Raw genomic sequence first — 16,607 nt, forward strand, 5'->3', positions numbered from 1 at the left:
GATCAGGCCTCCGTTCCGGCCAGGGCGCGGGTGCGCGCCTCTTCTGTCGCGCGGACCTCATCCTCGGGGATGTAGTAGTCGCGCTTGTAGTTGCAGGTATGGCCGATAGAGACGGCCAACACTGCGATGAAGCTGATGGCGGCCAGCCACCAGATGTACCAGATCAAGGCCAGACCCATCACCAGGCACAGGCCCGAGATGATGATCCCCGCCCCGGTGTTCGAGGGCATGTGGATCGCCTTGTAGCCGTTCAGCGGACGCTGATAGCCCTGCTTCTTCATGTCCCACCAGGCGTCGGCGTCATGGACGTACGGCGTGGCGGCGAAGTTGTAGGCCGGCGGCGGCGACGACGTCGCCCACTCCAGCGTGCGGCCGCCCCACGGGTCGCCCGTCGTGTCGCGCAGCTTGTCGCGGTTGATGATCGACACGGCGAACTGGATGAACATGGCCGCGATGCCCAAGGCGATGACGCCGGCGCCGATGGCGGCGATGACGAACCAGATTTGCAGCGAGGGATCGTCGAACACCCGCATCCGGCGCGTCACGCCCATCAGGCCCAGCACGTACAGAGGCAAGAAGGCCAGCCAGAAGCCGGGCACCCAGCACCAGAAGCTGATCAGGCCCCACTTCTTGTCCAGCTTGAAGCCGAAGGCCTTGGGCCACCAGAAGTTGATCGCCGCGAACAGGCCGAACAGAACGCCGCCGATGATGACGTTGTGGAAGTGGGCCACCAGGAACAGCGAGTTGTGCAGCACGAAGTCGGCCGGCGGCACCGCCAGCAGCACGCCCGTCATCCCGCCGATCACAAAGGTCAGCATGAAGGCGACCAGCCACATCATCGGCAGCTCGAACCGGATGCGTCCGCGGTACATCGTGAACAGCCAGTTGAAGATCTTCGCGCCCGTCGGGATCGAGATGATCATCGTCGTGATGCCGAAGAAGCTGTTCACCGACGCGCCCGAGCCCATGGTGAAGAAGTGGTGCAGCCAGACCAGGTAGGACAGGATCGTGATGACGACCGTGGCGTAGACCATGGAGGTATAGCCGAACAGCTTCTTGCCCGAGAAGGTCGAGGCGATCTCCGAGAAGACGCCGAACAGCGGCAGGATCAGGATGTAGACCTCGGGGTGACCCCAAATCCAGATCAGGTTCACATACATCATCGGGTTGCCGCCGAAGTCGTTCGTGAAGAAGTTGGTGCCCACGTAACGGTCCAGCGTCAGCAGGGCCAGCACGGCGGTCAGGACCGGGAAGGACGCCACGATCAGCACGTTGGTGCACAGCGAGGTCCAGGTGAAGACCGGCATCTTCATCATGCCCATGCCGGGCGCGCGCATCTTCACGATCGTCGCGATCAGGTTGATGCCGGACAGCGTTGTCCCGACCCCCGCGATCTGCAACGCCCATATGTAGTAATCGACACCGACGCCGGGGCTGTAGCCGATGCCCGACAGCGGTGGATAGGCCAGCCAGCCGGTGCGCGCGAACTCGCCCACGAACAGCGAGGCCATGACGATGACGGCGCCGGCCGTGGTCATCCAGAAGCTGAAGTTGTTCAGGAAGGGGAAGGACACGTCGCGCGCGCCGATCTGCAGCGGCACGACATAGTTCATGATGCCCGTCACCAGCGGCATGGCCACGAAGAAGATCATGATCACGCCGTGGGCGGTGAAGATCTGATCATAGTGGTGGGCGTTCAGGTAACCCTCGGACCCGCCGAAGGCCATCGCCTGTTGCAGGCGCATCATGATGGCGTCGGCAAAGCCGCGCACGAACATGATCAGACCCAGGATCATGTACATGATCCCGATCTTCTTGTGGTCCACCGTGGTGAACCACTCCTTCCAGAGATAGCCCCAGAGCTTGAAATAGGTCAGGGCGCCGAACAGGGCGAGACCGCCCAGCAGCACGACCGACATGGTCACGACCAGGATCGGCTCGTGCAGAGGCAGGGCCTCAGGTGTGAGGCGCCCGAAGATTAGCGGAATGAGTTGATCAGCGTTCATCGACTGTGTTCGCTCAGACGTTGGGGGCGGAACGGACGTCGGTCGGAACCGGCCCCGTGGCGAAAGGATTGCGGGCCAGCGTCGTCAGCGAGGCCATTGGCGTCTGGCCCGGCGACAACCCCTGCCCGGTCAGGCGCTCCAGGCTGGTCGGTCCGGCGACCGTATCCAGTTCGGCGCGGCGCATGCGATCGGCGGCGGCCGCCTCGGCCTGCAACGGGGTGCAGATCGTCATGACGTAGCTGTCGTTGGAGCCGAAGTAGGCGGGCGATTTTCCGCGGCCGGCGTATTTGTCATAGACCAGCGGCATGGTGTTGCGCACCGACGCCATGGACAGACCGCCTTGTTTGTCGATGGCCATCATCTCGCCCATGCACATCTTGCCCGGCTCGACGCACATGTTGAGGATCGCGTCCCACAGCATGCCGTCCACGGCGCCAAAGCGCATGACGGGCACCTTCTCGCTGGGCTTTTCCAGCTCCAGATAGCGGTCGCGATCCAGCGTCTGGCCGCCCTGGCGCACGCCGGCGATCCATTGGTCGAACCCGGACTGATCCAGACCGTGGAAGGCGAAGCGCATGTGCGAGAAGCCGTCGCCGGAATAGTTGGCCGAGAAGCCTTCGTATTCGCCCGGACGGTTGATGACGGCGTGCAGCTTCGTCTCCATGCCCGGCATGGCGTAGATCTGACCAGCCAGGGCGGGGATGTAGAAGCTGTTCATCACCGAGGACGAGGTGATGTGGAAACGGATCGGACGGTCAATCGGCGCGGCCAGCTCATTGACCGTGGCGACGCCGTACTGCGGGTAGATGAACATCCACTTCCAGTCGAGCGCGACGACGTTGACCTGCAACGGCTCGGCGCTTTCCTCGACGGCCTGCCCCGGCTTGATCCGATCGATCGGACGATAGGGGTCCAGCAGGTGGGTGCCGGCCCAGGTCAGGGCGCCCAGGCAGATGATGATCATCAGCGGCGCGGCCCAGATGACCAGCTCCAGTGAGGTGGAGTGATCCCAGTCGGGACGGTAGTCGGCCTCGGACTCCTTGTTCGACGCCCGATACTTCCAGGCGAAGAAGACGATCAGACCCATCACCGGCACGATGATGATCAGCATCAGCAGGGTCGAGATCATCAGCAGATCGCCCTGCTGGGACGCAACGTCGCCGGCAGGGTTCAGGACGACCAGGTTGCAGGCCGACAGCAGGGCCACGACGGGCGCGAGCAAAAGTAGGCGCAGACGGCGCAAGGCGGATCCAATCGAAAAGCGTCGGGCGAGGGGGAGGCGCCGCGACGGTTGGCGTTCGTAGGCGGCGGGATACTCAAGCTCAATCAGGAACGACATTGGGCAATATGTCCTATCCTCACGAGGCCGCTTTCATCGCAAAGGGCGCCCGGTCATAATGCGGCGACCTGCCGTACGGCCGATAATTCAGTCTCACACGGAGCGACCAAGCCCATGTCCGCCTCGACGACCCCTTCGTCAGAGTCGCTGGAACGCGACGCCGCCGCCCTTCACACGGGTCATGGCAAGGTTGACGCCGGCGAGATCGCCATCGGCGTCATTATCGGCCGAACTTCCGAGTTTTTCGACTTCTTTGTTTACGCCATCGCTTCGGTGGTCGTTTTCCCGCAGCTGATCTTCCCCTATGCCGGCCCAGTGGGCGGCACCCTGCTCTCCTTCGCCGTCTTCGCCCTGGCTTTCCTGGCCCGGCCGCTGGGCACCGTCCTCTTCATCGCCATCGACCGCAAGTTCGGGCGCGGGGCAAAGCTGACGACCGCCCTGCTGCTGCTGGGCACCTCTACCGTGTCGGTGGCCTTCATTCCCGGATATGAGAGCATCGGCATGTGGGCGCCGGTGCTGCTGGCCCTGACCCGTATCGGTCAGGGCGTCGCCCTGGGCGGCACCTGGGACGGCCTGGCCTCCCTGCTCGCGCTGAACGCGCCCGAGAAGAAGCGCGGCTGGTACGCCATGATCCCGCAACTCGGCGCGCCCATCGGCCTGCTGGTGGCCTCGGCCCTGTTCGCCTTCTTCCTAAACACCCTGTCGGCCCCTGACTTCCTGGATTGGGGCTGGCGCTATCCGTTCTTCGTGGCCTTCGCCATCAACGTCGTGGCCCTGTTCGCGCGCCTGCGCATCGTGGTGACGCCGGCCTTCCAGAAGCTGTTCGAGACGCGCGAGCTTCAACCCACGCCGATCAGCCAGGCCCTGCGCGACGAAGGCCCCAAGATCGCCATCGGCGCCTTCGCGCCGCTCGCCAGCTTCGCCATGTTCCACATGGTCACCGTCTTCCCCCTGTCGTGGGTGTTCCTGTTCACCAAGGAAACGCCGGTTCGCTTCCTGCTGATCGAGATGGTGGGTGCCGTCTTCGGCCTGCTGGCCATCCTCGCGTCGGGCATTCTGGCCGACCGCTACGGCCGCCGGACCTTGCTGGCGATCACGGCCGCCGGCATCGCCGCCTTCTCCGGCTTTGCGCCGCAACTGCTGAACGGTGGCCCGGTCGGCGAGCTGACGTTCATGATCTCCGGCTTCATCCTGCTGGGCCTGTCGTTCGGCCAGGCCTCGGGCCCGGTGGCGTCCAGCTTCAGCCTGACCAACCGCTACACTTCGTCCGCCCTGACCTCGGACCTGGCCTGGCTGTTCGGCGCGGGCTTTGCGCCCCTCGCGGCCCTGTGGATCTCCAGCCAGTTCGGCCTGATCGCCGCCGGCGCCTATCTGCTGTCGGGAGCGATCTGCACCCTCGTGGCCCTGTGGCTGAACCGCGAACTGGCCCGCAGTTCCTCCGACAAGGACCGCGCCAAGACGGCCTGATCTTTCAGGTCACGCAAAAAACAGACACGGCCCGCAGTCGCCTGCGGGCCGTGTTGCGTTTGGAGCAGATCGTTGTGAAGCGCAGCGGCGGCTTCAATTTGCGCGGCTGTCCGTCGACGGCTTGAAGGTGGTGTCGAAATAACAGCCGCTCTCGTAGCGTGGAGCCGCCACCTGACACAGCGTGGCAACGTCAGCGGGCGTCGGCTTCACGCCCTCGTCCAGCCAGCGCATCATCGCCTGAAAAAGACCGACGTACTCTGGCGGCGACAGGCGGCTATGTTCGGACTCGTCGGTGAACGTCTGGACCAATAGGTCCGATCGTCCCGCCGCGGCGACTGTCTCCCTGTAAAGCGCGTCGTTGGAGACGAAGGCTGTCGCATCGTTCTTGGCGTGGATCGTCAGCGTCGGCGCCACGATCATACCGCTGAGATCCGCGTCGTAGGCCAAGCGCGCCACACCGATCGGATCAGCCGCGAACCGCTGAACGCCAGCGTTCAACGCCTCGTCGTCGTGCGAACCCTGATAGACCGTATGGCTGTTGTCGAAGGGGTTCAGCCCGTCAAGACGGCGCAAAACCATGTCGCGGAACAGGAAGGTCGCCCAGGCCAGATGCGGAACCAACTGTTCCTCGTTCACGCCCGTCACGGCCAGGATATCCGCCAGATTGCGCTTCTGCTCAGCCGACCTCTCGGCAAGCGGCAGGCCCACGCCCGTGCAGGTTTTGACTCGCTCGGCCAACTGCGCCCGGTTCAGATCACTGTCTAGCGGCAGTCCCTGCCACAGCGGATACTGAGGCTCGTTCGGAAGCGGATGGTTATTGCAGTAGAACTGATACACCGCTCTAAGATCGGCGCGGAAGCGGTAAGTACGGGTCCCGCCGCCGATTACGCCGTTGGTCAGGACGACGCCGTCCCACAGGACCTGTCCCTCGGCATCGCGGGCGTAGAGCTCAGCCGTCTTGGCCGCGACATTTCCGCCCCAGGACTGGCCATGCACCAGAGTTCGACGGGGCTTGCCGAAGGCGTTCCAGAAAATCTGGCGCAGATCGTCCGTGTCTTCCGCCGCCATCCGTACGCCATAGCCGCCACGGCGATAGGTCGAGCCCGCCCAGGCGAAGCCTTCCTTAACCGTCATGGAGAACCGCTCCATGTCCTCCAGCGGATCGTTCGGTTCTGGCGCGCTGGTGCGGGGTCCGCCGTGGGCGTGAACGATCAAGGCCCCGTTCCAGTCCTGGGGGACGGCGATCCAATAATAGCCGCCTTTGACCGCCCTGCCCGACCAGCACCGCGTCTGCTGCGGCACAAAGTCAGGGCAATTAGCTGGCGCGGGCGCAGGATCGACAGCCGCCGCGATGGCCGTCTCCGTTTCCTGCGCCTGCGTCATCGGCGCGATGCCGGCCCAAGCGACGACCAGCGCCCCCAGAGATCGAACGATACGGTCGGTCATCGCGCCTCTCCCTCTTAGAACGTCTTGGAGATGTTGGCGTACCAGTAGCGGCCGTAGGGATTGTAGAGCGCACCCAGATAGCCCGAAGAAGTCAACGGGGGCTGCTCATCAGTGATGTTGCGGGCCCCCAGGCGAACCGTTGTGCCGGACGCAAAGCCGGCGTTGTCGCCGAACTCATACTGACCATACAGATTGCCGGTGATCTGGCTATCGACCTGCCAAGGATCGCCTTGGGCGCTGAGGAAGCCGGTTTCGGTGACGGCGCTGTTGTATTGGGTGAATGCGCCCACCTGCCATGGCCCTTGCGACCAGGTGAACGAGCCCGTCACCCGCCATTCCGGCCGGCCGTTTCGCGCCAACAGGGTCTGAGAGATCGGCAGCGGCGTGTTCGCATTGATCTGGCCGGCTTCACGCGCTGCGAACAACGACTCGACCAAGGGGCCGGGCGAACGATCGAACTTCGTCAGGTGCGCCGCATTCACGCTGGCGCGGAAGTTGCCCCACGGCGTGCCGCGCAGCCGCCATTGTAGGCCGATGTCGAGCCCCTCCACCGTCTGCGGCAGTAGGTTTATGAACTGATCTTCGACCGAGACGATCTGTCCGACAGGAGTGATTCCGCTGCCCTGGAAGAAGGCGATGTCGTCGGCCGTCACCGCCGCACGATTGACGTTGTCGTTCCGTGTGCCGTTGAGGATGTTCAGATAGTCCAGCACGACATTCGACTGCGCGCCCAGCAGACCGACGATCTTCTCCTGCTCGATTTTCCAGCGGTCCAGCGTGAAGGTGAACCGGCCGAACTGCTCGGGAATGAACCAGGGCTGTAAAACCAGGCCGATGGACTGATTGGTGCTTTCCTCGGGCTGAAGCTCGGGATTGCCCGACACCAGCAGCGAGGCGCTGGCGGGTTGCGAACATTGGTTGAAGTTGGTGATCCGACCCAGACGCAGATCGGCCTCACAGCGGATGTAATCGTTATTGGTCGATAGACGCCCGTATTGCGCCGCGTTGGTCTGTTCCAGGTTCGGGGCGCGGAAACCCTCGGAGTACGAGCCCCGGACGCGCACGCCTTCGACCAGGTCCCAGGCCATGGCGATCTTGGGCTTGGCCACATCGCCGAAGTCGGAATAGTGCTCGTATCGACCGGCCAGTTGGAAATCGAGACTGCGAACCAGCGGGATATTCATCTCCGGCGACACGACGGGCACGGCAAACTCGACATAGGCCGAATAAACCTCGCGCTTACCGTAGGTATCGGGGTTGGAGCTAACGGCGGCGATGTTGGACTGGCTGATCTCGCCCGACACGCTGTCGCGGAAGATGTTGGTGCCGTCCAGATCGGCGTCGCGGTCGTCACGCTGAGTTTCCCGACGCGCCTCGACGCCCAGGGCCATACCGACGGGTCCGGCCGGTAACGCAAAGACATCCGCACGACTGAGCTTGAAGTCCCACAGCGCCAGCGTCGTCTTGGAGACCCGCGTCAGGTCGGTCGTGATGGCGTCGATCGCGGCCTGAGAACTGGGCGTGCAATCGCCGAAGCTGGTATCGTTCACACAGCCGCCGCTGAACGGATTGTAGGCGTCGGGCGTCGACAGGGCGAGATTGGCCTGAAGCGCGGTCAGATTGACGGCGTTCGAGCTGTCGGTGGCCTCGGCTTCCGAATACAGCAGCGCGCTTTCCCAATCGAAGCCGCGCCATTCGCCCCGCAGGCCGCCCAGGAATCGGGACTGCCAGTTGTCGACATCCACCACCTGGGCGCCCAGATCGTTGAAGCGGTACCGAACCAGCTTAACGGCCGTCCCGGCCGTGGGGACGTTTGTCAGGCCAGCGAGACGATTGGGATTGCGCGTGCCGTCGGCAAAAGTGACGGGGCCAAACGGATTCCAGTAGTTGCTGGCTGGGATCCAGAGCGGGTTCAGCAGGATGGTCGGCGGCTGAATGTTTTGGGTCGATGCCGTGTAATAGCCGAGTTCGCCAAAAGCCGTGACGCCATTGTCGAGATCGTAGTGACCCGACACGAACAGGTTCAACCGTTCGATGTCCGGCGATTGCGTGGTGCCCCGTGCCCCGTCGTAGCGCAACTCGCGGCCGGCGCCGCTGTAGCTGATGTTGCCGCTGGCCAGGCAAACATCACCCCCAACCGGCGCGGTGCAGCCGAAGCTGGAAGGCTGATTGTGGAAGGCGCCGGCGCCGGTCGTCAGGGCCGTTGTGCCCCGACGGACTTGGAACGGCGTCTGGAAGTTGGCCCAGGCTGTATAGGAAGAGCGCCCGTCGGTGTCGGTCGAATTCTCATAGCCCGGCACGTTGGCGAACAGGCTGCGGCGGTCGTCCGAGGCGGTGTAGGGCTCGTCGCTGGCCTGCTGGGCGGTGCGGTTGGTGTAGTCGAGGAAGCCCGACAGATTGCCCCGCTCGAAATCCTTGCCTGCGAACATTCCGAAGGTGAACTCTCGACGATGCGTGCCCTCCGCGCCGCCGTACTGGGCCTTCATCTCCAAGCCATCGAAATCCTGCTGAAGCACAGTGTTCACGACGCCTGCGACAGCGTCCGCGCCATAGATGGCGGCGGCGCCGTCCAGCAGAACCTCCAACCGCTCCAACCCAGAGACCGGAATGGCGTTGGAATTGTAGCTGAGCACAGGCACCGTGCCGGTGTCTGACGTCCCTTGGCTGGTGGGGTGCTGAACGATCCGACGTCCGTTCAAGAGCACCAGGGTGTTGCCCACCCCGAGCGAGCGCAGATTGACCGAGTTGACGTCGCCTCGCGCTGCGTTCGAGGTTTGGGGATTGTTGGCGCTGGAGAACAGCACATCGCCCATCTGGGGAATGGACCGCAGCAGATCATCGCCGCTGACGGCGCCGGTCGCGATGATTTCTTCCTGCGTGACGACGGTCACCGGCAGAGCCGCCGTGGTGGAGGCCCCACGGATCTGAGAGCCGACGACGACGATGTCCTCGACCTGTGCCGCCTCGCCCTCCTGCGGTGGCGTCGACTGAGGCGCGGCGTCCTGAGCCAGAGCCGCTCCCGCCGAGACCAGCAGGACAGCCGAGGCCGCGCCCGCCATCAGTGCGAACTTGGATTGCATCTTCATGTTTCCTCCTCCCGGGCCGTCGTTATGTCGTCGGTCCCGTCCTTCAAAAGTCGTTCTCGCCGTCAGTCCTTGGCGAGAACCAGATCGTCTCCAGGCCCCGCCGCAGGGTCAGGCAGCGCCGCCACCGGCAAGGGATGTCCGTCCAGCGCGGCCGTCAGGGCGTCGCGATCCAGCGCATTCTCCCAGCGGGCCACGACGATGGTGGCCACGGCGTTGCCGATGAAGTTGGTCAGGGCCCGGCATTCGCTCATGAAGCGATCGATGCCCAGGATCAGCGCCATGCCGGCGACTGGCACGTCCGGCACGACCGACAGGGTCGCCGCCAGGGTGATGAAGCCCGCGCCCGTGATGCCCGCTGCGCCTTTTGAGCTGAGCATGGCGACCAGCAGAAGCGTGACCTGCTGCCAGATGGTGAGTTCGATGTTCAGCGCCTGAGCAATGAACAAAGCCGCCATTGTCATGTAGATGTTGGTGCCGTCCAGATTGAACGAATAGCCAGTCGGCACGACCAGGCCGACGACCGACTTGGCGGCGCCCGCGCGTTCCATTTTGGAGATCAGGCTGGGCAGGGCCGCCTCTGAACTGGAAGTGCCCAAGACCAGCAGAAGCTCTTCCTTGAGGTAACGGATCAGCTTGAGAATGTTGAAGCCGTTGGCGACGCCCACCAGACCCAGCACGCCCACGACGAAGATGATCGCGGTGACGTAGAAGGTCACGATCAAGGCGGCCAGATTGGCGATCGATGCGATGCCATAGGCGCCGATCGTAAAGGCGAAGGCCCCGAAGGCGCCGATGGGCGCAGCCTTCATCACGATGGCGACCAACTTGAACACAGCAAGACTGAGGGTCTCGAAAAGATCGACCACCGGCTGGGCCCGTTCGCCCACCAACGCCAGGGCGAGGCCAAACAGGATCGACACGAACAGAACCTGCAGGATGTTGCCGGTCGAGAAGGCGCTGACCAGCGTGTCGGGAATGACGCCCATCAGGAAGCCGACGATCGTGCTCTCGTGCGCGGCCGCCGCATACTCCTCGACGGCGCCGGCGTTCAACGTCGCCGGGTCGATGTTCAAGCCATGGCCCGGACGCACTAGATTGGCGATGATCAGGCCCACGATCAGAGCCAGAGTCGAGAAGACCAGGAAGTAGGCGAAAGCCTTGGCGGCGACGCGACCGACGCTGCCAAGATCACGCATGCCGGCGATGCCGGTCACGATGGTCAGGAAAATCACCGGCGCGATCACCATCTTCACCAGTTTGATGAATCCGTCGCCCAGCGGCTTCAAGCTTTCGCCGAATGTCGGCCAGAAGTGACCGATCAGGGCGCCGAGCGCGATGGCGATCAGCACCTGGAAATACAGGTGGCGATAGAACGGCCGGCGAACGACCGGCGCGGTCTCTGACGGGACTGAGATCACGAAGGGCTCCTGGTGTGCGGGGTGATCCCGCAGTCTCCTCGATGGGCGCGATCTTCGCCACGCTCCGTTGGATAGAGCTTCCAACGAGAACCATCATCGCGAAAGCGATTGATCCAACGCCTCGATCTCTATGAAAATTAGGCACTTTCTGGAAAATCGTGAGGATCGGCTGAGATTTTTGTGCGGTTTTTCACTCAGAATGCTGGCCCTGTCGTGCGATTATCCGCACACTGCGAACATGCAGCATTCACCGGTTACAGGCTCGGCTCGAAAGCTTTGGCGGTCCCGTTGGTTGGTAACGACAGCGGCCTGGTTCACGATCGCCGCCTTGGCGGCTTTCGCCGCGGGCGAGGTCGCTCGGCGTGATGCTAAGATCGAACTGGCTCGACAGACAGAGGCGGCCGCCGCCTTGCACGCGGCGGTGCTACGCAGCGAGCTGGAAAAGCACCGCTCCCTGCCCCTGGCGTTGGCGAGCGATCCCGACATCGCCGCCCTGCTGAGCGCCCCGCAGACTGCCAAAGGCGATGCGGTCAGCCTTAAACTGGAGACCTTGGCGCGTCAGACACGCGCGGCCGTCATCTACATCATCGACGCCAGCGGACGAACCCGCGCTGCCAGCAACTGGCGCCTGCCGACCAGTTTCGTCGGCGCCGACTATGGGTTTCGGCCTTATTTCAACAACGCCATGCGCCAGGGCCAGGCAGAGTTCTTCGCCTTGGGCACCGTGTCAGGCCGACCCGGGCTCTATCTGGCGCGGCGTGTTGACGGGTCGAGCGGCTCCGCCGTGGGCGTCGTCGTGGTCAAGGTCGAGTTCGCCACTCTCGAGGCCGAGTGGCGCGCGTCAGGCGAGCCGGCCTATGTGGTCGATCCCGGCGGCGTCGTGCTGATCACCAGCGTGCCGGCATGGCGTTTCCGCACCACAGAAGCGCTGGACGAACGTCGACGGCGGCTGACATTGACCGATCAGACGCTTCAACCCGAGGCGTTGCGCCCCCTCCCCTTCGTCACGCCCCCCAATGATCGACCGCGTCTGATCCAGGCTCCAGTCGATGGCCGCGAGCAGCGCTGGATGCATGCGGCGATCCCAACGGAGACGCCCGGCTGGACTCTGCACCTGCTGTCGCCGGATCGCGGATCCATTGGGACGGGCGTCGCAACCGCGCGGGCGCTTGCGGCCCTGATCGTCACCCTGCTGGCAGGCGTCATCGTCGTGCTCCTGCGTCGTCGCCATCAGGCCTTCGTCCGCGCCCGTGCCGAGGAAGAAGCGCGGCTGGAACTGGAGAGGCTGATCGACGAACGCACCCACGAGCTTCGTGACGCCAATGTCGCCCTTAATCGCCAGATCGAGGAACGCCGCCAAGCCGAGACCGCACGCGAACTGCTGCGTGACGAGCTGGTTCAAGCCAGCAAACTCGCCGCGCTGGGGCAGATCGTCGCCAGCGTGGCGCATGAGATCAACCAACCCGTCGCCGCCATCCAGACACAGGCAGAGACCGCCGGCGTTCTGCTTGACCGCGACGACCCCGCCAAGGCGCGTGGGGCATTGGCGCGAATCAGCGACCTGACCCAGCGCATCGGGGCCATCACCGAAGGCCTAAGGGTCTTTTCCAGAAAATCAGACCCCAAACTCGGCATCGTCCGTCTGGAGGACGCGATCTACAGCGCCTTGCTGCTCACGCGCGGCCGATTGGATGAGGGCGGCGTCGAATTGATCCGTGAGGGCGACGCAGACGTCACGGTGCGCGCCGACCGCTTTCGACTGGAACAGGTAATCGTCAATCTGGTCAAGAACGCCTCAGAAGCGCTGGAGGGCTGCGATCGGCCGCGACTAACGCTGAAAGTCTCGCGCGAAAAGGACCGTGTTCGATTGCTTATTTCCGACAATGGTCCGGGTGTCCCTCCCGCTGTGCGCGCCCAACTGTTCACGCCCTTTGTCACCACACGTGCAAATGGCCTCGGCCTGGGTCTGGTCATCTGTCGAGATCTGATCGCCGGTTTCGGCGGCGAGCTCGACTTGGTCGACGACGACGTTGGAGCGACCTTTGTCGCCACGTTGAGGATCGCATGATGGAGTTTGCCCGCCCCACTGCCGTCGCCCTGATCGAGGATGACGCAGATTTCCGCCATGCCTTGGTCGAGCGCCTGACCCTGGAAGGTTATGACGTTCGCGCCTTCCCAGGGACGGAACCCGCGCTGAGAGCGATCGACGCCGATTTTCCGGGCGTCGTGATCACCGACCTGCGGATGCCTGGCCTCGATGGCCGCCAGTTGCTCAGCCGCCTGCAAGCGTTGGACGCCGCCCTGCCGGTCATCATGATCACTGGCCATGGCGACATCACCGACGCCGTCGCAGCGATGAAGGACGGCGCCTACGACTTCGTCGCCAAGCCTTTTCAGTTTGAGCGCCTTCAAGACAGCTTGAACCGCGCTCTGGAAAAACGCGGTCTGGTCCTGGAAAACCGTCGTTTGCTGGCGATGGCCTCGGACAGCGGACAGGAGTTGCCCCTGGCCGGATCGTCTCGCGCCATCACCGCCCTCCGCGCCACCATCGCTCAGATCGCCGACGCCCGAATGGACGTGCTGATTGAAGGCGAAACCGGAACAGGAAAGGAGGCCGTTGCGCGCGCTCTGCACAACGGCGGCCGGCGACGATTGGCCCCGTTCGTCGCCGTCAACTGCGGCGCCCTGCCTGACGGGCTGATCGAGAGCGAACTGTTTGGACACGAACTCGGCGCCTTCGCCGGAGCCTTGCGCCGCCGGGTCGGGCACGTCGAACGCGCACACAACGGCTCACTGTTTCTGGACGAGGTCGAGAGCATGCCTCTGGCCGTTCAGGTCAAGATCCTGCGTGTCCTGGAGGAACGCGAGGTCCATCCCATCGGGGCCAACGAGCCCCGCGCCTTAGATTTGCGTGTACTGGCCTCGTCAAAGATCGATCTGGGCGAGGCCGCACGCGGGGGCGCCTTTCGCGAAGACCTCTATTATCGTCTGAACGTGGTGAGACTCCGCGTACCGCCTTTGCGCGAACGGCGAGAAGACATTCCCCTGCTGTTCGCCCACTTCCTGCGCCGCGCTGCGGACCGCCACGGCGTCGACATTCCCTCTATGAGCGACAGCGTAAGACGCCTGTTGGTCGAGGCCGATTGGCCCGGCAATATCCGCGAACTGGCGCATTTCGCCGAACGCGTCGCCTTGTCACTCGATGATAACACTCGCGCGTCCGATGACGGCCTCAGTCTTCCCGACCGCGTCAACCGATTCGAAGGCGAACTGCTGCGCGACGCGCTACAGTCCCATCGTGGAGACATATCCGCAGTGCTCGCCGAAATGCAGGTTCCGAGAAAGACGCTGTACGACAAGCTGCAGCGGCATGGCCTGAAGCCCGCCGATTTCCGCTGAGACGCCCGACCATTCTGGTTTAAAGCGGTGGCGTCTCAGCCTTTCTCCGCCGAGCGGAAGAAATCTCGCTGCCTGCCCATCGGTCCCACATCTGGAAATACAGACCGTAGTTGCCGTTGAAGCGTTTGTGGTGCGCGTCGTGGTGGGTGGCGGTGATCATCCAGCGTAGCGGCGCGCGTTTCAGCCAGGACGCAGGCCAGACTTCTCGGCCGGCGTGGTTCAGCACGGCGGTGGCGGTCATCAGGGTCAGCAGCGCCAGCGCCACGCCCCAGTGGATCGGGATGAACAGCGTCAGGGCCGGCAAAAACCAGGCCGTGGCGATCGCCTCGGCCGGATCGAAGGCGAAGGAGGCGAAGGCGCTGGAGTCGCGCGACCGATGATGTTCGGCGTGGGCCCAGGGGAAGATGCGCGGGTGGTGCAGCCCGCGGTGGACCCAATAGTAGAAGGCGTCGTGGGCCAGCATGTAGACGATGAAGCTGACGGGCAGCCACCACAGCGGCCAGGCGTGGATATCGTCGTAGATCGCCGTCCCGCCGCGCTTCCAGAGTTCGATGACGAATGCGGCCGGCAAGGCGTAGATCGGGCAGGCGATCAGGGACGCGATGACTTCAGCGCGGATTCGTTTCGCCGCCGGCGGCCTGTGGTTCAGCTGACGCCCCCGTCCCGCCCCGCCCCACAGCAAGCCATGGGTCACGACACCGACCAACAGATAGCGCACGCCGATGATCAGGCTGAGCGCAAGGGTGGTGACGAACAGGTCCTTCAACATGGGCGCACAGACGGCGAAACGTCGCGCCGGGTCAAGTCGTGACGCGCGGTCCGTAAAGCGCCTATTATGGGTCATGTCCTGGCCGACGATGATCCTGCTGTTCCTCGCCACCTTTTTGGGGATGGAGGTCTTCGCCTGGGCGATGCATCGCTTTGTCATGCACGGCCTGCTGTGGACCTGGCACCGCAGCCATCATGAGCCGCACGACGACGTGCTGGAAAAGAACGACCTGTTCGCCGTGGTGTTCGCCGCCCCGGCCATCATCTTTGTGGCTCTCGGGTTGCACGTCTGGCCTTGGATGCTGCCGATCGGCATGGGCGTTACAGCCTATGGACTGATCTATTTCTTCTTTCACGACGGGCTGGTGCATCGCCGTTTCCCGACGGGGATCGCGGGCCGCTCGGGGTTCTGGACTCGACGCATTCAGGCCCACCGGCTGCATCACGCGGTGCGGACACGCGAGGGCTGCGTATCGTTCGGTTTCCTGTGGGTGCGTTCGGCGCGGGCGCTGAAAGCCGAACTGTCTCAGAAGCGCGGCGCTTCCAGCAACGGCGCCTGAGACAGGGCGGTAAGGTCCGCCGACCCGGTGCAGAAACAGGCCAGTCTCAACTGAGCCGCCATCAGATCCAGATGATCCACCACGGCCTCGGTCGAGGTCAGCGCCGACTCGAGCACGCCCGCCGCCTGACCGACCAGACGGGCGCCCAGCCGAATCGCACGCGCTGCATCCAGCCCGTCGCGGATTCCGCCCGACCCGATCAGATCCAGTTCCGGCGCGGCCTGGGCGCAGTCTGCCAGGCTGCGCGCCGTCGGTACGCCCCAGCCGGCGAAAGGCGCGGCCAGCGCTTCCGCCCGACCGCCCGTCGCTCGTGCGCCTTCGATCAGGCCCCAGTTGGTGCCGCCCGCCCCGGCGACGTCCAGCGCAGCGACGCCCATGTCCGCCAGACGGCGCGCCACCGCGCCTGACAGGCCGGCGCCCGTCTCCTTGACGATCAGACGGGCCGGGAAAGCCGCCGCAACCTGTTCGATGCCTCGCGCCACGCCGCGCCAATCGCGATCGCCCTCGGGCTGAACGCCCTCCTGCAATGGATTGAGATGGAGGATCAGGGCGTCGGCGCCGATCATCTCCATGGCCCGCCGCGCCTCATCGACGCCATAGCCCAGGGCGAACTGCACGGCGCCCAGGTTGGCCAGAATCATAGCATCGGGGGCCCGGCGTCGCAGGTCCAGCCCCAGACCCAGACCGCCGTCCGTCTCCAGCGCCACGCGCTGCGAGCCGACCGCCAGCACCACGCCCAATGCCTGGGCGGCCTCGGCCAGCCGCGCATTGATCGCCTCGGCCCGCGAGGGCCCGCCGGTCATCGAACTGATCAGGAACGGCAAGGCGACCGGTCGCCCCAGAAAGCGCGTCGCCAGATCGATGGCGTCGTGATCGATATCCGGCAGGGCGTCGTGAACAAAACGGACGGCGTCCAGACCCGATGTCGTCTGGCTGACGCCCCGACCGGCCCGGACGTGGTCGATGTGTTCGTCCTTGCGCCGGATCAAGGCATCGGCGTCGGTGGACATCGCAAACGGCTCCTGGCGGGTTGCATCCGACGCGGTCGTGATGCCGTATGGCATCATAAGGGTTCGGCGCGTGGTCGCAACGCGACGTCGGCGACAATGGGAGATCTG

11 protein-coding genes are annotated in these 16,607 nt (G+C 64.3%); 4 read left to right on the forward strand and 7 right to left on the reverse strand.

The features are described from left to right. Nucleotides 1-2: 2 nt before the first annotated feature. Together cyoB and cyoA are read right to left on the reverse strand one after the other, a co-directional pair. Nucleotides 3-2,006: a cytochrome o ubiquinol oxidase subunit I gene (gene cyoB, locus E7T10_RS10615; protein ID WP_137721763.1), complete on the reverse strand. Its 2,004-nt coding sequence runs from the start codon at nucleotides 2,004-2,006 to the stop codon at nucleotides 3-5. A gap of 13 nt (nucleotides 2,007-2,019) precedes the next feature. Beyond that, nucleotides 2,020-3,249: a ubiquinol oxidase subunit II gene (gene cyoA / locus E7T10_RS10620; RefSeq protein ID WP_137721764.1), complete on the reverse strand. Its 1,230-nt coding sequence runs from the start codon at nucleotides 3,247-3,249 to the stop codon at nucleotides 2,020-2,022. 210 nt (nucleotides 3,250-3,459) lie between these two features. Here cyoA and E7T10_RS10625 point away from each other — a divergent pair, with 210 nt between their 5' ends. After that, entirely contained in the window at nucleotides 3,460-4,812 is a 1,353-nt protein-coding gene (locus E7T10_RS10625; RefSeq protein ID WP_137721765.1) for an MFS transporter, read from the forward strand. A 93-nt stretch (nucleotides 4,813-4,905) separates the two neighbouring features. Here E7T10_RS10625 and E7T10_RS10630 read toward each other — a convergent pair whose 3' ends face one another. The 3 genes from E7T10_RS10630 to E7T10_RS10640 all read right to left on the reverse strand — a co-directional run bounded on the left by E7T10_RS10630 (nucleotide 4,906) and on the right by E7T10_RS10640 (nucleotide 10,759). Next, nucleotides 4,906-6,258: a hypothetical protein gene (locus tag E7T10_RS10630; RefSeq protein WP_137721766.1), complete on the reverse strand. Its 1,353-nt coding sequence runs from the start codon at nucleotides 6,256-6,258 to the stop codon at nucleotides 4,906-4,908. 14 nt (nucleotides 6,259-6,272) lie between these two features. After that, nucleotides 6,273-9,344: a TonB-dependent receptor domain-containing protein gene (locus E7T10_RS10635; protein WP_246845987.1), complete on the reverse strand. Its 3,072-nt coding sequence runs from the start codon at nucleotides 9,342-9,344 to the stop codon at nucleotides 6,273-6,275. A 62-nt stretch (nucleotides 9,345-9,406) separates the two neighbouring features. Then, a complete protein-coding gene (locus E7T10_RS10640) occupies nucleotides 9,407-10,759 on the reverse strand; it encodes a dicarboxylate/amino acid:cation symporter (RefSeq protein ID WP_137722612.1) in 1,353 nt (450 codons plus the stop codon). A gap of 331 nt (nucleotides 10,760-11,090) precedes the next feature. On the opposite strand from E7T10_RS10640, the gene E7T10_RS10645 reads away from it, so the two are divergent. Beyond that, nucleotides 11,091-12,830 carry an ATP-binding protein gene (locus E7T10_RS10645; RefSeq protein WP_246845988.1) on the forward strand — a complete coding sequence of 580 codons (1,740 nt, stop codon included), beginning with the start codon at nucleotides 11,091-11,093 and terminating at the stop codon, nucleotides 12,828-12,830. Then, the gene (locus E7T10_RS10650; protein WP_371275473.1) at nucleotides 12,827-14,161 is read left to right on the forward strand and encodes a sigma-54-dependent transcriptional regulator; all 1,335 of its coding nucleotides are present in this window, start codon (nucleotides 12,827-12,829) and stop codon (nucleotides 14,159-14,161) included. Before E7T10_RS10645 ends, E7T10_RS10650 begins: the two co-directional genes overlap by 4 nt. A 19-nt stretch (nucleotides 14,162-14,180) precedes the next feature. On the opposite strand, the gene E7T10_RS10655 is transcribed toward E7T10_RS10650, so the two are convergent. Further along, nucleotides 14,181-14,930, reverse strand: a complete 750-nt coding sequence (locus tag E7T10_RS10655; protein WP_137721769.1) for a sterol desaturase family protein — start codon at nucleotides 14,928-14,930, stop codon at nucleotides 14,181-14,183. A gap of 73 nt (nucleotides 14,931-15,003) precedes the next feature. On the opposite strand from E7T10_RS10655, the gene E7T10_RS10660 reads away from it, so the two are divergent. Further along, nucleotides 15,004-15,489, forward strand: a complete 486-nt coding sequence (locus E7T10_RS10660; protein WP_137721770.1) for a sterol desaturase family protein — start codon at nucleotides 15,004-15,006, stop codon at nucleotides 15,487-15,489. Here the strand turns inward: E7T10_RS10660 and fni are convergent. Continuing rightward, entirely contained in the window at nucleotides 15,456-16,499 is a 1,044-nt protein-coding gene (gene fni / locus E7T10_RS10665) for a type 2 isopentenyl-diphosphate Delta-isomerase (protein ID WP_137721771.1), read from the reverse strand. The two genes, E7T10_RS10660 and fni, sit on opposite strands and share 34 nt — an antisense overlap. Between the last annotated feature and the right edge of the window lie 108 nt (nucleotides 16,500-16,607).

Source organism: Brevundimonas sp. SGAir0440 (genome assembly GCF_005484585.1).
Taxonomy (GTDB): domain Bacteria; phylum Pseudomonadota; class Alphaproteobacteria; order Caulobacterales; family Caulobacteraceae; genus Brevundimonas.